Here is a 16666-nt window from a genome sequence, read left to right as displayed (position 1 = left end):
CAGTCTCCAATTACAGGTCGGTCGGGCTGAGGCACATCCCAAGCGCCGCAGTCCAGCCTGGCTGCGGCTCGCCGAAGTTCACGCCGATGGTTGTTTCGCTGCCGCTGCGAGTCAGGCTGCCGATCGGGTCGCTGACCTGCACTGCCATTCGCAGCCCGCGTGCCAGATGCTGGCAGAGCCACGGCTGGCGTGCGTCGCCGCCAAAGAAAATCGCTCGCTCGATCGGGCGATTCGGGAACATGCTCTTGTGATAGCGCACACACATCTGGATCTCGTCGGTGAGGATCTCCAGTTGCTCTTTGAGGTTCACGCCCGGCGGAAAGACCGTCCTCGAAGGTGCTGGCGCAACTTCGCTGCCGAGCCCCGGTGCGTTCTTCTGCCCCATGCGGCGTTCCTCGGCAACGGCGACAGCATCGGTCTGCGATTGAGCCTCGGTCGCGTCAGATGAATCATGCTTTGCAGCTGACAGCGCGGCGGTGAGCATGGCAAGTCCTTCACCTCCTGTAGCCGCTGTCTTCGGCGCCGTCGACGGCTGCTCCATCATGATGCGCCGCCGAAGTGCACGGGCGTCGTGCAGATTCACGCGCGCCTGCTGGGCGATGGCTTGATCCATGTGCAAGCCGCTCAGTTCAACTGTTCGCGCGAACACAAGGTTCTCGCCCTCGGCGATGAGCACATTGGTTCCGCCATAGCCCAGATCGACATACAGCGTTGTGCGCGACAAGTCCTCAGCCCGGCGATTGATCCCCCAGAATGCGCGAATCGCAGCCTGAAACGGGCTGTGTACGCCCACGGGTTCCAGATGCGAGACCTTGATCGCCTGCATCAGGCGTCCGACCAGTTCGCGGCTGGCCGCCATGCAGATGACCTCGGACTTGCCGCCGCGATTGCCCTCATTGACGGTGACATGTCGGCATACCAGCGACTCATAGTCGCATCCGACCTGCGTGGGCAGCGTCGCGCGAAGCAGCGATTCAACGTCTACACCTTCGCTCAGTTGAAACTGCATGTGCTTGCAGAAGATCTGCCCGGATGGAATCATGAACACAGCCCGCTTGGTCGTGAACTTGCTCTTCTTGACCAGTTTGGGCAATGAGTCGATCTGAAAACGAAGGCGGGCAGCAGGATCGGCCAGTAACTCGTCTGGGACTTCGATCTGCGCCGCTGCGACCAGTCGCGGAGGCTCACCTGCGGCGATCTGGAGCAGTCGCAGCGCGCTGGCTCCGAAGTCGATCGCGACTGGCAACGCATGACTGTGGACCGCTTGCAGGGAACTCAGACTCTTCTTGCGCATAGCAAACACCTCTCCAGGTCCAGACAGGGAAGATGCATACTTCCCGGCCTTCAACCCATCGACGCGTTAGCCCGCACGATTTACCGATTCACCCAATCCCCCCGATTCGCTGCGCTCGCTGAACTGCACGACCGCACCAGACAGAACTGGGCGTCAGGTCCGATCATGTGCGCACGGCAAGTCAAACACCAACTGGGCGACAGACCCCAAGCGATCAAGGGCTGCCTGCATCTGCCAGACTTGCCGATCGCGGTCCCCGGTCGTGTTGCTGACGACGCGCACTTCAACAAAGGGAACGCCGAGGCGGAACGCGGCCAATCCCACAGCCGCACCTTCCATGGCTTCTGCCCGTGCGCTGAATTGGCGAACGATCGCGTTCGCTCGCGCGTCAGTCCCAGAACAGGTGGAAACTGTCGCAACAACTCCGACGCTGCAACCGCGCTCTGCGAGGAACTCGACCCAGGTCCTATGCCCATCAGCAGTATCGCTTTCGCCGATCTGTGCAAAACCCATCGCTGCACAGGTCTGATAACCGGTCGGCGTGTCAATACCCTCATCTGCTAGGACACTTGCGCTGGCAGCGATGACGTCGCCGAGTGCCAACCCCGATGTTGGGAGCGAGCCTGCAATTCCGATAGAGATGAATCCGCAGTGGCGTGCTGGATCGAACGCGGCAACAGTGCCCGCGGCGGCATTGGCTTTGCCTATTCCGGTCAGAACGGCGTCGCAATACTTACCGATTTTTTGGGCCTTCCAGAGCACAAACGGCATCTCAGGCCAGAGGGCACGCCATTCGATGTCGCTTGGGACTGCAATAAGGAGGGTGTTTGGAGTGTTTGGCATAACAAGGAACGCCGTTCAGCAGGGCGTGCGCCTATCAATCAGGCGTGAAAATGAATCAACTTTATCGCAGCGGAACGGTAGGAATCATGTGTCGGGCCGGGTCGCACGGGAGACTGATATGAACTCGATCCTTGCGCAGCGCATGAGCGGACTTTCCAGAAGGGGCGGCACACTCACGATGGTGGTGGTGTCGATCGTTCTTCTTGGTCTTGTCGTGGGCACTTGGATGCTGCTTGCTGGTGACGATGAAGCCAAGGGTGCCAGAGCATCGACCACGGAACTTGTGGCGGCAGAACGCGGGACGTTCGAGATCACAACTCTGGCTACGGGCGAACTTGAGGCCAAGAACCGCATCGAAATGCGAAGCCAGTTGCTCAAAATGGGGACAATCGTCGAGATCGTGCCCGAGGGTTCGATCGCTCGGGCTGGCGATGTGCTGGTCCGTCTGAACAGCGACACAATTGAAGATGACATTGTGACCGAGGAACTCGCGCTGGCGGAGGCGCAGGCCGAGCTGATGGCAGCCCAGACGGCTTTGGAAATTCAGCGCAGTGAAAACGAGTCGCGCCTGCGCAAGGCCGAACTCGAGATTGTCCTTGCCGACCTTTCACTCAAGCAATGGCTCTCGGGCGAGGTTGAGCGCACACGCAAGGATCAGCAACTCGCGATCGAGCAGGCGGAACGGCAGGTCGAACGCCTTGAAGCCAAGTTCATGCGAAGCGAGGAACTGCTCGAGCGCAAGTTCATCAGTCAGGATGAGCGCGACCTCGATCTGATCGCTTTCATCAACGCCAAGGCTGACCAGGAAAAGGCAATTCTTGCACAGCGCGTCTACGAGGAGTATCAGTATCCTCGCGACGAAAAGCAGAAGCAGTCGGATCTGGATGAAGCCATTGCTGAACTTGATCGCGTACGACAGGAAAACGAGATCAACATCACCTCGCGCCAGGCGACGGTCGCCAATCGTGAGCGACAGGTCGGTCGTCGTGAGCAGCGCTTGGCCGACTTACGTCAGCAGTTTGCTGCGTGTACGGTCGTTGCGCCATCGACGGGGCTGGTTGTGTACGGCTCAACAGTGCAGTCTGACAACTTTCGCATGTCCAACGAGGGGCCCTTGCAAGTCGGGCGCAATGTCGCACCCAACGACCTGCTGATTGTGCTTCCGGATGTGTCGGAGATGGTCGCACGCGTTCGGGTTCACGAGAGCCTGGCGGGTCGAGTTCGCCCAGGACAGTCGGCCACGATCCAGATCGACGCCATTGCGCAGCAGGTTTTCTCGGGTGTCGTGGCGAGCATTGGGGTGATGGCAGAGGGCGGGGGATGGCGCGATCCGAACCGCCGTGAGTACACCGTGCGTGTCGTGCTCAACCCCGGGCAGGATACAGATCTCTTAAAGCCGAGCATGCGCTGCGAAGCGCGCATCCAGCTCGGGCGCGTCGATGATGTTGTCAATGTTCCGATTCAGGCAGTGTTCATCGATGGTGCGGTGACGTATGTCTATATGAGTCGCGGGGTGAAGTTTACTCGCGTGCCGGTGATGATCGGTCGGCGCTCGGACACTCGAGCGGAGATCCTTTCGGGGCTTGATGCCGGGGCGCGGGTCCTGCTGCGCAGCCCGACTCCGGGCGAGGTGCTGATGGAGCCCTGGAGCGAATCGTCACTTCTCGCTGCGGGTTACACGATGGACGAAACCGGTTCGCCCGTGGCGCCCGTTCCGGCCCGCATGGGGGCCAACGGAGGCACGCCCGGCATGCCGCCGATGCCGCGTCGTGCACCAACGGATGGATCGAGTGCGAAACCCGCAAGTCAGGATGCTGCCAGCAAGGCGAGTACCGACTCGGCAGACGGGGCCAAGCCTGTTTCAGAAAGCGCTCAGAACACAGCAACACCGACCGAGGGTCAGGATTCACGCTGACCGGCGGTTGGTCTTGGCGATCGGGATCGAGCTTTGCGGTTCGCCATACAGTCGCCACACATGAACGCCGCGCGCTCGTGCACGGGCCGACGCACTCCACAACGCATCCTCGTGCCAATCGCTCGAGAGAAGCACATGCGAGCCGGGCTTGAGCGTATCCTGGTGGTCGATGGGCCGCCCGAATCGCTTCGAACCGTGCAGCGCGTCATCAACTATCCCGATGATCGAAATGCCGAGATCGGCCTGATGGTCGAGCAGCCATGCAGTGTGCGTGCCAGCACCCCAAAGGGAGATGGCATCAACGCCGCTGGCCTGCATAGACCGCGCCACTTCACGGACGCGAGAGCCTCGCGCGATGTCGAATGCCCGCGCGCTCGACGCTGGTGTGGTCCAGGCGGTCCAGAGCCACGCAAGCAAATCTGAACTCGTAGGCCCCTGCTCGCGCAAGCGCATTTCGAGTGCTCCTCGGGCTTCGGTGGCCTGACTCCGCCGGGCGATCTGCGCGATGATGGACTCCAGTGCCATCGCGTCGCCTTGTGCCAGTCCATTCCATGCCTGGGTCATGACTTTGGCTGCGAATTCGGCCTGCATCGGCGTCGCCCCGAAGGCGCCTTGTGCCTCCGATCGTGTCAGGGTGTACAACACCTCCGAGGTGGCGCACACACCGCTACGCGCGCCGCGGCCGCTGAGTCGCACCCACAACTCGTAGTCCTGGGCTCGCTCGAAGCGTTCGTCGTATCCGCCCAGTGCCAGCACGGCGTCACGCCGCAACATCATCGAACCGTGGGCAAATGGATTTGAAATCAGAAGCCTCCAGCGTGCTTCGGCCGGATCGGTCGGTGGCGTCATCACTCCATAGCGTTGGCCATCTGGACCGACAATCTCGTATGCCGTCCCGAGCGCAGCAAGCGACGGATTATCGATCATGCGTTCATATTGCTGTTCGATCCGCTGCGGGTGGCTCCAGTCATCGGCGTCCATGCGCGCAACCAACGTGTGTGAAGCCTGCCTCAGTCCGAGATTGATCGCCGCGGCAAGGCTGGCGTGTTCAAGTTCGAGGACTCGCGTGCGGCGATCACCAGCAGCAAGCTCGTGTGCTGCCTGGCGTGTTGCACGGTCAGAGCCATTGAGTACGAGAAGAACCTCAAGATTCTCGTGCGACTGTTCGCACATGCTCTCGAGCGCGCTCTGCAAGACCTCCGGCTCGACCTCTGAAACGGGCAGAACGACCGAAACGCCGTTGTCCTTGTCGCGAATCATCGAAAGACTCCTCATGCAGCGGACTTCAGGCTGATATCCAGGCAGGCGGGTTTGCGTGCCACGATCAGCAGCATGTGCCCGCACGCGCGACGCACAATCGAGGGCGGGTGATCTACAAGTCGGCCCATGTGTCGGCTGCCCGATCGCATTCGATCAAGCAAGCCCTTGCCGCCGATCGTGTCCTTGATTCCCTTGTACGCGTCATATCCGTCGCTGGCAACGATTTCGAGCCCGACCGCGCGCACCTCGGCCTCGATCTCTCTGCGCGAGAAAAAGTACTGATATAGAGCAAGATCAGTGGGGATTGTGCCTCGACCCAGCAGGCCGAAGCGCGCTCGACGGAGCATGTTGTAGTGGGGGACAGTGATCAGCGCAGTCGCACCCGGCATCAGGCATCGAGCAGCTTCGCGCAGGATCTGCCTTCGCGTTACGTCGTCAAAGTGTTCGACTACGCCCAGCGAGATATATCCCGCGAGCACCCCCGATGAATATGGCATCTCGCGCACATCTCCAACGCGATAGCGACCGGCAGGATCAATGGCCAGATTAGCCGCGATGACTTTGGGGGCGAAATCAAGACACTCAATGTCATACCCGGCAGCACGAATCGTGCGCGCTGTGTTTCCGTTGCCACATCCGGCTTCGACGATCAGCCCTTCGCGCGGCATGTACCGCTCGATCGCCCAGCGAAACCCGACATAGACACCCATGCCGGTCATCATCTGAGGCGGGTGCTGCTTCCAATGATCTTCCCAGTATTCCGGCGTGTCCGCGCCGCGGCAGTACATCTCGAGCCTGCCCCGGCGATGAATCATGACCGCACTGCTCATCGCGAATTCTCCGGCCAGGTGACGGCGGCGTACAGCGATGCGGGATGATTGCCCATGAGTTGATCGAGTTTCAGCGCGATTGATCGCAGGCCCATGTACAGATTGGGCCTCCGGTCACGACCATCGCGTCCGCGATGCATTGATCGTGTAATCATGGTGTGGTGCAGCATGGCTGAGGCCCATCCTCCAATGCGGTAGATTTCCGCTGCCGGGCAGAGACTCGCGACACACCCGGCGCTGTACTGCCTCCATCCGTGCGCCTCCCACAGGCGCAGCCCGTCTTCGGCAGGCACGACATGCAACTCGGCAGCTCCGGGCCCGGCTGCGAGACGAATGCGCTCGAGCGCCCCGGCGTCGTTCTCGAAGTGCTCCAGAGAGGTCATCGACAGCACAAGATCAAAAGGCTCTATATCAGTCAGGTCGATGCGATGCACATCCCCGACGATCAGTTCACGCGCAAATGCTGCGCATTGCATCCCCCCGAAACGCGGATGCTCGGCGTGATCCAGTCCGACATATCGCCCTCGCAGCCCCACGCGCTCAAGCAGCAACGCCGAGTAACCTGACCCACATCCGATATCGAGCACACGAATGGTCCGCTCGCCCCACGTGCGATGCATCCGCGTTGCAGCCCATTCAACAAAGCGATCCAGCGCGGCACGTGAAGGCGAGGCAAGGTCCGAGAAGCCATGCTTGAAGGCAGGTTGGGCACGGGTGCGGATTCGGGCTCTTTTTGATAGTGCCCGATTGAGGGTGTTGCGCTGCCTGTGATAGTGCAGATAGGCCTGTCTCTCGTCCGAAGACAGAGGCTGGTCCCCATTGAGGCGGGATGCGGAGATGGGGCTTGGTACGCCAAGCGTGGGTTGGGCAAGTTGGTGGGCCATGAACGCGATATCGAACCACTGCAATGACGGGCTTGACGATTTGTACACGAGACTTCAAATGACCGAAACCATCGCACATACTTTGTTGTTCACGATGTCTCGGGATATGTCCCTTTTCGAGTGGCAGCGGCAAGGCTTGCTCGAACGCGAGTGGGCACTCTACGACCGTCTTGCGCCCTACTACGAACGCATCGTCGTCGTGTCACATGGTGATAATCGCGATCAGAGCATCGCTCAGGCCCTGGGGCCAAAGGTTTCATGCATCGTCAATCGCGATGGACTCGACAGTTTGCGTTACGCGGCGAGCCTTCCCGAAAGGTTTGCACAACTTGGGCCCTTTGCAGATGTTGTCATCAAGACGAATCAGATGGACGATGCCGGGGCGGCCTGTGTGCTTGCGTCGTCCTTGCGACGCCAGCGCAAGCCTGTGACGCTGATTGCTCGCTGTGGCTATCTTCGGTCACAGTTTCTCGCTCATGAGTTCGGCCCGGGGTCATACCGAACTGTGAATGCCGGACTCATCGAACAGACGGTGATCGGAGCGGCCAATCTTGTCGTGGGCACAACGCAAACGATCGTTGATGACCTGTGCTGGCGCGATGGGCTGGACACTGATCATGTGCGTGTGATTCCCAACTTTGTGTTGGCGGACTATCCGATCATCGATGCTGAAGACCGCGACCCGAACCTGCTGCTGTATGTGGGGCAGCTGGTGGCGCGCAAGCGCGTCGACGCGTTGATCCGTGCGGTGGCTGATCTGCCGCCCGATCCGCCTCTGACTCTCGAAATCATCGGCGAAGGGCCGGAAGAGCAGGCCTTGCGCTCGCTCGCCATGGAACTGAACGCTCGCGTGATCTTCAAGCCTCGACTTGCGCATCGCGAGGTCCTGGCGCGCATGAGCAAGGCCTCTATGTATCTTCAGGCCAGTGCTCTTGAAGGTCATCCCAAGAGTGTGCTCGAAGCGATGAGCACCGGATGCGTGTGCATTGTCGCCGATGCGCCGGGGCTGGGGTGTGTGATCGAAAATGGTGTAACCGGTGTGCGTGTGCCTGGAGCGCCCGAGACATTTGCCTACGCGCTGGCCGGATTGCTCGAAGACACCAGCTGGCGACAACAGATCGGGGCGTGCGCTGCCGAGCAGGTTCGATCTCGATACGGTCTTGATCGCATCGCGGAACTCGAAATTGAAGCACATAAGGCCGCTTGCCGTCTTGCGTCGAACAGGTGCGATCTTGACCGTGGCGTTGTACGCTGGAACCCGCTTTTGCTGCATCAGGACCCGGAGCACATCGCCACCGCATGGCGGTCATCACTCAAAGAGATGCTCAGCCGCATTCCCGATCATCAGCGTCAATCTGTTGAAGACGCGATTGTCCGCTCAGTGTCCTCGCTGACATCCGCTGCCTGAAATGCCATGACTACGACTTCGAACACTCATCTTGCCGACCCGACGCGCTTCTGTCTGCCCAGGCAGTACGTTCAGCAGGCAGCCAATCTCACGGACGATGTCAACCGCGATGGCCAGGAGTACTGGGCGCCATGGCGCGTTGCGGCGAGCGGGAAGTTTCAGTATCACGTCTACCGTTGGGCAGCCAGCATCGTTCGTCGTGCCCGCCTCGACCGTGTACTTGATGTTGGCTGTGGAGTTGCAACTAAGCTTGCCGAGCTTCTGGCTCCAACGGGGGCTCACATCGTCGGGCTCGATCAAACTTCAGCCGTGCGCATGTGTCACGATCTGGAGCGTCCTGGCGAGTTTGTCGTCGTCGATCTCGAAAATCCGATCTACATGCCCGAACTGCCGTTCGACCTGGTCGTGTGTGCCGATGTGATCGAGCATCTCATGGATCCCGACCCGATGCTGGACCTGATTCAGCAATGTCTCGCGCCGGGGGGGCTGGTGATCTTCTCGACGCCCGATCGTTCGCGCGAACGAGGCCGCGACTGTTGCCGAAGTGAGAAGCCCGAGCACGTTCGCGAATGGGCAAGACGAGAGTTCATCGATTTCCTGCGCTCGCGCGGGTTCAGCGTGCACGCTTCGAGACTCTACCCGAAGGATGACGCTCCAATGCACACCGGTGCGATGTCCGAACTCGCCTACCGCCTGCGTCTCGCGCCGCGATCGGCGTTCGGGTGCCATGCAGTCCTGGCCAGTGTCGCCTAGGTCCGCAGCCTCGCGCCGATCACTCACTTGTTCGGCTGTGGCGTGGTGCGCAAGTACGGCTTGATCTCCTTGAACCCCTTGGGGAACAGCCGCTGTGCTTCATCATTGCTAACCGCCGGAACAATGATGCAATCTTCACCCTGCTTCCAGTTGGCCGGCGTCGCGACCTTGTAATTGGCGGTCAGTTGCAGCGAATCAATCACGCGCAGGATCTCGTCGAAGTTCCGCCCCGTGCTCGCCGGGTAGGTCAGCATCAGTTTGATCTTGCGGTCGGGCCCGATGATGAACACCGAGCGCACAGTCATGTTGTCGGCTGCTGCGGGCGGGATCATCGAGTACAGATTCGAGACTTCGCGTGTTTTATCCGCAATCAGCGGAAAGTTGAGAGCCGCGCCTTGCGTCTCCTGTATGTCACGACTCCACGCTTCATGATCCTTGAGCGCATCGACACTCAGCCCGAGCACTTTGACATTGCGACGATCAAACTCTGGCTTGAGCTTGGCCACAGCACCCAGCTCGGTCGTGCACACGGGCGTGAAGTCTGCCGGATGGCTGAACAGGATGCCCCAGGAATTGCCCAGATAGTCGTACAGCGTGAGCGGACCCTGCGTAGTTTCGACCGTGAAATTTGGCGCGACGCTTCCGATGTGCAAACTCATGGCTGCCTCCTTGTCTCTTGCCCGGATCTCGGGTGAGCAAGGGATTATTGGCGATCAAGCGGATCTCTGATCGTTTCAGTCGCGCCCGCAGGAATCAGGAGGCAACGCGTGTGCGGTTCTGCCAAGGCATGTCGTCGCGAGGCTGCGCTACGCCGAGAAATGGGCACAATTTCTCCCACCCTTCGCCCGCGCAGATGTCAATTTCAAGCAGGTCACTGTCGCGCCCCGCAAAGTATGATCGCACATTCTGCACATGCCGCCCGTATGCAACGATGTACGTCGCGCGATCGAATGCGCGTGAGCCATAGACAATCTCTCGAAGTTTTGCCTTGGGGCAGTCGGGCAGGGCCAGTTCGTGCTCGCGACGGCGGAGATGATCCTCGATACTTCGCACCCATGCGCCGATCGCGCGCGTCGTCAGGATGAATCGACTGCCCGGAAACACATGGTCCAGTTCGCGGAAGTACGCCGAAACGCTGATATCCGTCGCTGCGTCATACCCCGTCAGCACCTTCTCGAACTGCCGCGCATTCATGATCGCTGGATCAGGGTAATGCACACTGCGATAGCCAAGGGCCTCAAGGCACTCGTTGAGTGTGTGGGTGCCTGTCTTGCTCAGCCCGATTCCGAAGACCATCGGCTTGGTCATGAAGAGCCCTCCCGAATGTGTGCATCGGCATCTCGCATGCTTGTGCCACATCGTGCCGGCGGTCGCAGTGGCATGCGCAAAATCTGCGCTACGCGCACTTCAACTCGACTTGGAGACTCAGGCCACCAAATGCCGATCCATGATCCACATGCGACTTGCGGTTGTCAGCCAGATTCAGCCCGGATCCTTGCGTGCTCACGCTATCAACGTCATCAAGACAGCTGGCGGCTTCGCGCGACTGGGACACGATGTGCGCCTCTACACACTCGCTCCTGCGGCCGATGCTCACGGTGCCGATCCTGCCCGAACCTATCACGAGTCGCACGTGCACTGGGTGACCTGCCCAGGCGAGCCCGACGATGAATCATTCGGGCGATGGGCTGCCCGCACCATTCTCGCCGATCAATGCGACGCGGTCTATGGGCGCAACTTCTGGGCTCCGTTGCTCACGTCGGCCTGCGGGCTTCCGTCCATCGTCGAGACGCACGCGCATATTGGCGTCGAAAACGGCTTGCTCGATCAGACGCTCGCTGCCACGCGCGCGACTCCTGCCATGCGTGCCATCATCACCATCGCTCCGATCCTGCGCGACCATTTCATCGAGCGCGGCGCAGAGCCTGGCCGAGTCCATGTCGTGCCCGATGGCGTTGATCTCGAACTCTTCACACGCCACGCGCCCTCGCCATTTGAGAGTCCCGGCCCGAACATCGTCTACAGCGGTCACCTCTACGACTACAAGGGAATTCCGACAGTCATCGAAGCAGCCGCCCTGCTCCCGCGGGCGTCGTTTCACCTCGTCGGAGGCCTGCCCGAAGACATCGCCCGCCATCAGCGCACGATCACGTCGCGCGGACTGACAAACGTGCATTTGCATGGCCTGCTCGCGCACGCCCAGGTGCCGCCATTCGTCCAGCATGCCGATGTTCTGCTTCTGCCACCCTCGGCGCGCGAAGTCTCGAAAGACTGGACCAGCCCGGTCAAACTTGGTGAGTATCTCGCTTCGGGGCCGCCAATCGTGGCGTCGAGCATTCCTGCGCTGGTGCGTGCCGTGCCCGAAAGCATGTTCATCTGGTTCGAGCCCGATGACGCAACTTCGCTTGCCCGTGCGATTTCGCTGGCGCTCGAGTCTGCCTGCGACGCAACAGGTCGCGCCTCGCGACTCGCTCTGGCTCGCCGCCTGAGTTACACAGCCCGCGCATCGCGCATACTCGATGCGGGCCGACTGAGTCTTCGAGGTATGGCAGCATGAATCCCGTGTTGATCATTCTTCCGCAGGGCGCATCGATTGGCGGCGTAACCACATGGGCCATCACGCTTGCCAATGCTCTCGCAGCCGAGCGCCGTCCGGTTACGCTCCTCATTCATGGAGCCATCGATCACCACGCCAGCGTGCCGCTGAAACTGCACCCCGGCGTCAACGCAATTCATCGCCCCGATCTTCCTTCGCCTCAATCACTCGCTGGACAACTCAAGAGCGTGACCAATGCCTATCGCGACGCCATCAATGCAATCTCGCTCAAAGGGCTAGGCCCCGTTCTCTTGATCCCTACACGCGATGCCGACTGCTTTGGCGTCTGCGCTGCACTCGCGCAAGACGATCCTGCTCGGGTTCGTCTCGTCGGTTGGCGACACTCGCCCATGCCCTACGAGCGTGAGATCTTCCGCGTCTTCGGGCCGAGCATGTCGCGCATCATCGGCGTCAGTCAATGGCTCTGCGATCACATGCGCCGCTCGCTTCCAACCTGCGCCGATCGTGTCGCCTGCGTACCCAATGCGGTTGATGTTCCGCTCTCTCGGCCACGGCGGCGACCTGTCAATGGCCGCCCCATCGAACTCGTCTATACCGGGCGCCTCGATGATGCCATCAAACGCACCGGCGCACTCCCGCTTCTGTCTGACGCGCTGACGCAGATGGCAATTGCGCACCGACTCACCATCATCGGCGATGGCCCTGCACTCAGCACGCTTCAAGCAGCCGCGGCTTCACGCGCTTCACTCCGGCTGCTGGGGGTGCACTCGCCGCATGACGTCGCAGCCGCGCTTGCCGCGAGCGATGTTTTCGTCCTCCCTTCACGCATCGAAGGCTTGAGTCTGTCGGCACTCGAAGCCATGGCGCAAGGCTGCGCGCTCGCAATCACCAGGACACCATCGGGCGCGAGCGACCTGATCGGCGACGGTTCGTGCGGCTGCTTGGCAGATGCTTCTCCCGAGGATGACGATGCGACCACAGCCCAAGCGTTGACATGCGCAGTGCAATCGCTGCTGGCACGCGATCTCGATGCGGCTGGGCGAGCCGCTCACGCTCGCGCACTCGCGCACTTCTCAATCAAAACCATGGTTCGCCATGCCATCGAAGAACTCGGCCGCGCTGCAACTGACCCCCCAATAACCGCCCAGGCAGCAATGCCCATCATCTTTCACGACCGAACTCGCCCGGCCTCCGTTCCTGCCGACGCCGAAAATCGCCTTGCTCGCATCCTGCATTCGCTGGCGGGTCGAGCAATCCTCATCCATGGCTGCGGAGCGCACACGCGAGCACTCATGAGCACCATTCTCTCCTCTCCGGCTCGCATTGTCGGCTTTGCTGACGACGACTCGGCTGCGCGCTCTCCCGATCCGCTTCGCTTTCCTGTCGTGCTTCCTGCGCAGGCACAGGCTACCGGCGCGACCGATGTGGTGCTCAGTTCGTATCTGCACGAAGAGGTACTCTGGGCACGTCGCGATGTGTACGAGCGCCAGGGAATCAGCGTCCACCGCCTCTATGCTGCGGATCATCCAATCAAGCAGCCAGCATGACTCGAGGCGTATCGGCCCGCTCGGCTTCACCGCGCAACGCATCGAGCAGGCCCGATCGCCAGCACCAGCGCTTCAGTGGCAGGTGCTGGCTGTAGCACACATCGAGCAGTTCTCGCGAGAATGGCCCATCGACAAATGCGCCTGGCATGCTCGCGGTCTGCAGGAACGAACCTAGCGCTCGCTGGGCACCGGACTGTTCGCGCTCGACGAACGCTTCCGTATACGCACGCTCAGCCGGCGAAAGCAGATCGCGCTTGAACAACGCCCTCGCACACTCGGGAGCCATCGCTGCGAATCCAAGGGCTGCGTACCCGAGCCGATATTCGCGTGTCAGATACTCCATTGGCTCGTAGCGATGGTCGTGCCACGCCACCGCATCCGGGCGGTAGCGCACCTCAGACCCGAATCGCTGGGCAAGCCGCCACGCCAGTTCATCATCTTCAAATCCATACGTGCTGGGAAACTCTGTCAAGCCTCCGACCGCTTCAACCGCCCGCCTTGGAATCGAAAGGTTGAGCATCCACGCGTGCCGAAAGCCCCAGTCTCGATCGAGCGCATCGGGCGCATCGCGCATCTGGTCATAGAAAAACACCATCGAGGTATCACGCACCAACCGATCGAACAGCCGATCAGGGTCACTCTCGATCCAGGGCGAATCTCCAATCACGATCGTGGGTTGACTTGGTGTCGAAAGGCTTGCCTGCGCGCGCACATGAGCAGCAACAAGCATCGGCTCGGGTCTCATGTCGTCGTTGAGGAAGATCAGCGTTTCGCCCTGCGCCTGCCGGAGTAACTGATTCCGGACCCACGCCTGACCCCGCTTGGGCCCCTGGGTGAAGTGCAGGTGCTCAGCCGGGCCGGTCCACGCGCTGCGGCAGCGCTCCTCCAGCCCGCTCACCTGCCCGTCCACGCCGATGAGCACCTCGAACGAACTCGAAGGAATGCTCTGCCTCCCCAGCAGCCTGATGCACTCTCTCAACTTCTCGACTCGCCCGCACGTCGGAATCACAATGCTTGCACAGATGGTCATACTCCCGCCCATATCGGGACCCACCTGCCCGAAACTTGACGATCAGACCCCTTGCGCAAAATCACCCCGGCAGTTCTTGCCGATCGCGCCAGACCTGCGCCTATTCATGCCTTCGAGGCCCCCTGGACCGATAGACCGTTCAGTCCATGGAGGGACCGTCTCATGACCGCACCCGCTGAACGTCGCAAGCATCCGAGGCACTGCGCTGAAATTCAATGCAAGGTGCGCTGTCCCCGAACAGGACGCTATCTGTCAGCGGTCACAACCGATCAGTCGCCAGGCGGGCTCCTGTTGACGGTCCAGACTCCTCATGCGCTGGCTGAAGGTCAGGAGATCGCCGTCGCCCTTCCACACGAGAGCGACGTGGTGATTCGCGCCAGCGATTTGATTGCTGCTCGGGTGGTGCGGTCGAGCGCGGTGCTCGATCGTCATCAGGTCGTGGCTGTCCAGTTTGAGAATGCGGAAGCCGCCTCAGCCTCCGAGCCGCAAACCGCAGCCGCCTGACCACCTGAATTCCACAGCCTTTCATTCACTCCGAACCTACCCTTTCTTCGAGCGGAAAGGTGGATTTCATGCTGTGGCAACCGTCGCTCCCCGAGCGATACACATCAATGTCAGACAGCGCGCTGAAGGACGCGATCGACGATCGTCGCGCCCGCCTCGGCGAGCATCTTGTCATTCTCGGCCACCACTACCAGACCGATCGTGTCATTCGCCACGCCGACCTGACCGGAGACTCGCTCAAACTCAGCCAGCTCGCCGCCCGCGTCGCACGCCAGCGCGATGTCCGCTACGTCGTGTTCTGTGGCGTGCACTTCATGGCTGAGACCGCAGACATCCTGACCCCGGAATCGGTGCAGGTCATCCTGCCCGATCTCTCAGCCGGCTGCTCCATGGCCGACATGGCCAACCACGACCAAACCGTCCACGCATGGGACGCCATCACTGCTTCTCTTGCCAGGCAAGGGTGGTCCGGCACGCTTGTTCCCATCACGTACGTCAACTCCACCGCAGCGATCAAAGCCTTTGTCGGTGAACATGGCGGCTCCTGCTGCACCAGTTCCAACGCCGACCGCGTGTTCGGATGGGCAATGTCGCAAGGTGATGACGTCAAGATCCTCTTCCTGCCAGATCAGCACCTCGGACGCAACACCGCAGTTCGCTTCGGGCTCGATGCACGCACGCAGACCTGCCTCTACGATCCGAAACTGACGCAGGCGGGCGAGCCCTTCGGCGGCGCGAGCGAGGAAGAACTGCTCCAATCGCGTGTCATTCTCTGGGCCGGGCATTGTTCGGTCCACAAACTCTTCAGACCCGAACACTGTGCTGCAATCCATCAGGAAAACGCAGCCCTCCCCAGCGGTGCCGAGCCGACACGCATCCTCGTCCATCCCGAGTGCTGCAAAGAAGTCGTCGATCTGGCAGACCTCGCGGGATCAACCGAGTTCATCATCGACACGATCCGCTCAGCCCCCCAAGGCTCGAAGTGGGCAATCGGGACCGAGCACAACCTTGTTCTGCGCATCGCGCGCGAGGCGGCTGGGCGAGGGGTCGGAGTCCGCATCCTCTCCGACTGCCAATGCCTCTGTACCACCATGTTCAGGATCGATGAGCCTCACCTGTTGTGGGTACTCGATGGACTGTGCGGCATCGGTACCGGAGCGGATCATTCCGATGGCCCGTCCATCGCACGCAATGTCATCCGGGTGCACCCGCATGTGCGTTCGCTGGCGAACATCGCGCTCGAGCGCATGCTGAGCCTCTCGGGCGCCTCGCCCGCGCTGCACATTGATTGATGCACCAACGAATACCGACGCCCACGCTTGGGGCGACTACAGACCCACTCATGCGACTCAAACCTGCGGATCAGTTCAATGAGTTGTTGGTGTGGTTCACGCTATTGAGCGATTGAGTCCGGACTTCGATCACGGGCACGCCATTGCTCGACGACCCGGCATCGAGTGCTTCGCGCATCTTGCGCCCGACCTTGAACTTGATGGTGCGCTTTGCGGGAACCTTCACGCGTTCAAGCGTCTTGGGGTTCTGGGCGGTTCGCGGCGCGCGTTCGCGGATCTCGAAGACGCCGAAGTCACGAAACTCGAGCCTGTGCCCTTTGCCGAGATCCTCGACAATCTGGTCGAGGAACTCCTGAACAGCCTTCTTGACGACAGTGCGCTTGATCCTCGTGGTCAGGGCGACGCGGTCAATCAAGTCTTTTTTTGTGATAGTTCCCATTCGTTCCCCACTGCATTCTTGCTAAAGGTCTTCTCAACAACACCCTTCGCACCGGCCTATTCGGGGCGACGAGCAATCCCCACGCCATCACGCTCAAACAATTCATTGCT

Annotated in this window: 16 protein-coding genes; 7 read left to right on the top strand and 9 right to left on the bottom strand. The window is 60.8% G+C overall.

Features of this window, described 5'->3' with window-relative positions:
* Window positions 1-10: 10 nt before the first annotated feature.
* Both pilM and mqnB read right to left on the bottom strand, forming a co-directional pair.
* Entirely contained in the window at window positions 11-1294 is a 1284-nt protein-coding gene (gene pilM / locus KF757_05890) for a pilus assembly protein PilM (protein ID MBX3322503.1), read from the bottom strand.
* Window positions 1295-1447: 153 nt separating this feature from the next.
* On the bottom strand, window positions 1448-2137 hold the full coding sequence (gene mqnB, locus KF757_05885; GenBank protein ID MBX3322502.1) for a futalosine hydrolase: 690 nt from the start codon (window positions 2135-2137) through the stop codon (window positions 1448-1450).
* Between the two features lie 118 nt (window positions 2138-2255).
* Between mqnB and KF757_05880 the strand changes: the two genes are divergently transcribed.
* Window positions 2256-4052: an HlyD family efflux transporter periplasmic adaptor subunit gene (locus tag KF757_05880; GenBank protein ID MBX3322501.1), complete on the top strand. Its 1797-nt coding sequence runs from the start codon at window positions 2256-2258 to the stop codon at window positions 4050-4052.
* On the opposite strand, the gene KF757_05875 is transcribed toward KF757_05880, so the two are convergent.
* From KF757_05875 to KF757_05865, 3 genes are read right to left on the bottom strand one after another with little or no spacing between them, the layout of a single operon-like run.
* On the bottom strand, window positions 4044-5312 hold the full coding sequence (locus KF757_05875) for a glycosyltransferase (GenBank protein MBX3322500.1): 1269 nt from the start codon (window positions 5310-5312) through the stop codon (window positions 4044-4046). The genes KF757_05880 and KF757_05875 overlap by 9 nt on opposite strands.
* 11 nt (window positions 5313-5323) lie before the next feature.
* Entirely contained in the window at window positions 5324-6142 is an 819-nt protein-coding gene (locus tag KF757_05870) for a class I SAM-dependent methyltransferase (GenBank protein ID MBX3322499.1), read from the bottom strand.
* A complete protein-coding gene (locus KF757_05865; GenBank protein MBX3322498.1) occupies window positions 6139-6762 on the bottom strand; it encodes a class I SAM-dependent methyltransferase in 624 nt (207 codons plus the stop codon). The genes KF757_05870 and KF757_05865 overlap by 4 nt, the downstream gene beginning before the upstream one ends.
* A gap of 370 nt (window positions 6763-7132) precedes the next feature.
* Here KF757_05865 and KF757_05860 point away from each other — a divergent pair, with 370 nt between their 5' ends.
* Both KF757_05860 and KF757_05855 read left to right on the top strand, forming a co-directional pair.
* Window positions 7133-8434 (top strand): glycosyltransferase family 4 protein, encoded by a 1302-nt coding sequence (locus tag KF757_05860; GenBank protein MBX3322497.1) that lies wholly within the window; start codon window positions 7133-7135, stop codon window positions 8432-8434.
* A 6-nt stretch (window positions 8435-8440) separates the two neighbouring features.
* The gene (locus tag KF757_05855; protein MBX3322496.1) at window positions 8441-9187 is read left to right on the top strand and encodes a class I SAM-dependent methyltransferase; all 747 of its coding nucleotides are present in this window, start codon (window positions 8441-8443) and stop codon (window positions 9185-9187) included.
* 23 nt (window positions 9188-9210) lie between these two features.
* Here KF757_05855 and KF757_05850 read toward each other — a convergent pair whose 3' ends face one another.
* Both KF757_05850 and KF757_05845 read right to left on the bottom strand, forming a co-directional pair.
* Complete coding sequence (locus tag KF757_05850; protein ID MBX3322495.1) at window positions 9211-9846, bottom strand: peroxiredoxin; 636 nt, start codon at window positions 9844-9846, stop codon at window positions 9211-9213.
* 94 nt (window positions 9847-9940) lie between these two features.
* Window positions 9941-10495 (bottom strand): hypothetical protein, encoded by a 555-nt coding sequence (locus KF757_05845; GenBank protein MBX3322494.1) that lies wholly within the window; start codon window positions 10493-10495, stop codon window positions 9941-9943.
* 148 nt (window positions 10496-10643) lie between these two features.
* On the opposite strand from KF757_05845, the gene KF757_05840 reads away from it, so the two are divergent.
* Together KF757_05840 and KF757_05835 are read left to right on the top strand one after the other, a co-directional pair.
* Entirely contained in the window at window positions 10644-11744 is a 1101-nt protein-coding gene (locus KF757_05840) for a glycosyltransferase (GenBank protein MBX3322493.1), read from the top strand.
* Window positions 11741-13291 carry a glycosyltransferase gene (locus KF757_05835; GenBank protein MBX3322492.1) on the top strand — a complete coding sequence of 517 codons (1551 nt, stop codon included), beginning with the start codon at window positions 11741-11743 and terminating at the stop codon, window positions 13289-13291. Before KF757_05840 ends, KF757_05835 begins: the two co-directional genes overlap by 4 nt.
* On the opposite strand, the gene KF757_05830 is transcribed toward KF757_05835, so the two are convergent.
* Window positions 13275-14321 (bottom strand): glycosyltransferase family 2 protein, encoded by a 1047-nt coding sequence (locus tag KF757_05830; protein MBX3322491.1) that lies wholly within the window; start codon window positions 14319-14321, stop codon window positions 13275-13277. The two genes, KF757_05835 and KF757_05830, sit on opposite strands and share 17 nt — an antisense overlap.
* Before the next feature lie 162 nt (window positions 14322-14483).
* Between KF757_05830 and KF757_05825 the strand changes: the two genes are divergently transcribed.
* Together KF757_05825 and nadA are read left to right on the top strand one after the other, a co-directional pair.
* Window positions 14484-14825 carry a PilZ domain-containing protein gene (locus KF757_05825; GenBank protein MBX3322490.1) on the top strand — a complete coding sequence of 114 codons (342 nt, stop codon included), beginning with the start codon at window positions 14484-14486 and terminating at the stop codon, window positions 14823-14825.
* 68 nt (window positions 14826-14893) lie between these two features.
* Window positions 14894-16117 (top strand): quinolinate synthase NadA, encoded by a 1224-nt coding sequence (gene nadA, locus KF757_05820; protein MBX3322489.1) that lies wholly within the window; start codon window positions 14894-14896, stop codon window positions 16115-16117.
* 70 nt (window positions 16118-16187) lie between these two features.
* Here nadA and KF757_05815 read toward each other — a convergent pair whose 3' ends face one another.
* The gene (locus KF757_05815) at window positions 16188-16556 is read right to left on the bottom strand and encodes an integration host factor subunit beta (protein MBX3322488.1); all 369 of its coding nucleotides are present in this window, start codon (window positions 16554-16556) and stop codon (window positions 16188-16190) included.
* Window positions 16557-16666: the final 110 nt, after the last annotated feature.

The sequence above is a fragment of the Phycisphaeraceae bacterium genome (assembly GCA_019636795.1).
Classification (GTDB): Bacteria; Planctomycetota; Phycisphaerae; order Phycisphaerales; family UBA1924; genus JAHBWW01.
This window is presented reverse-complemented; position numbering and strand designations above follow the sequence as displayed.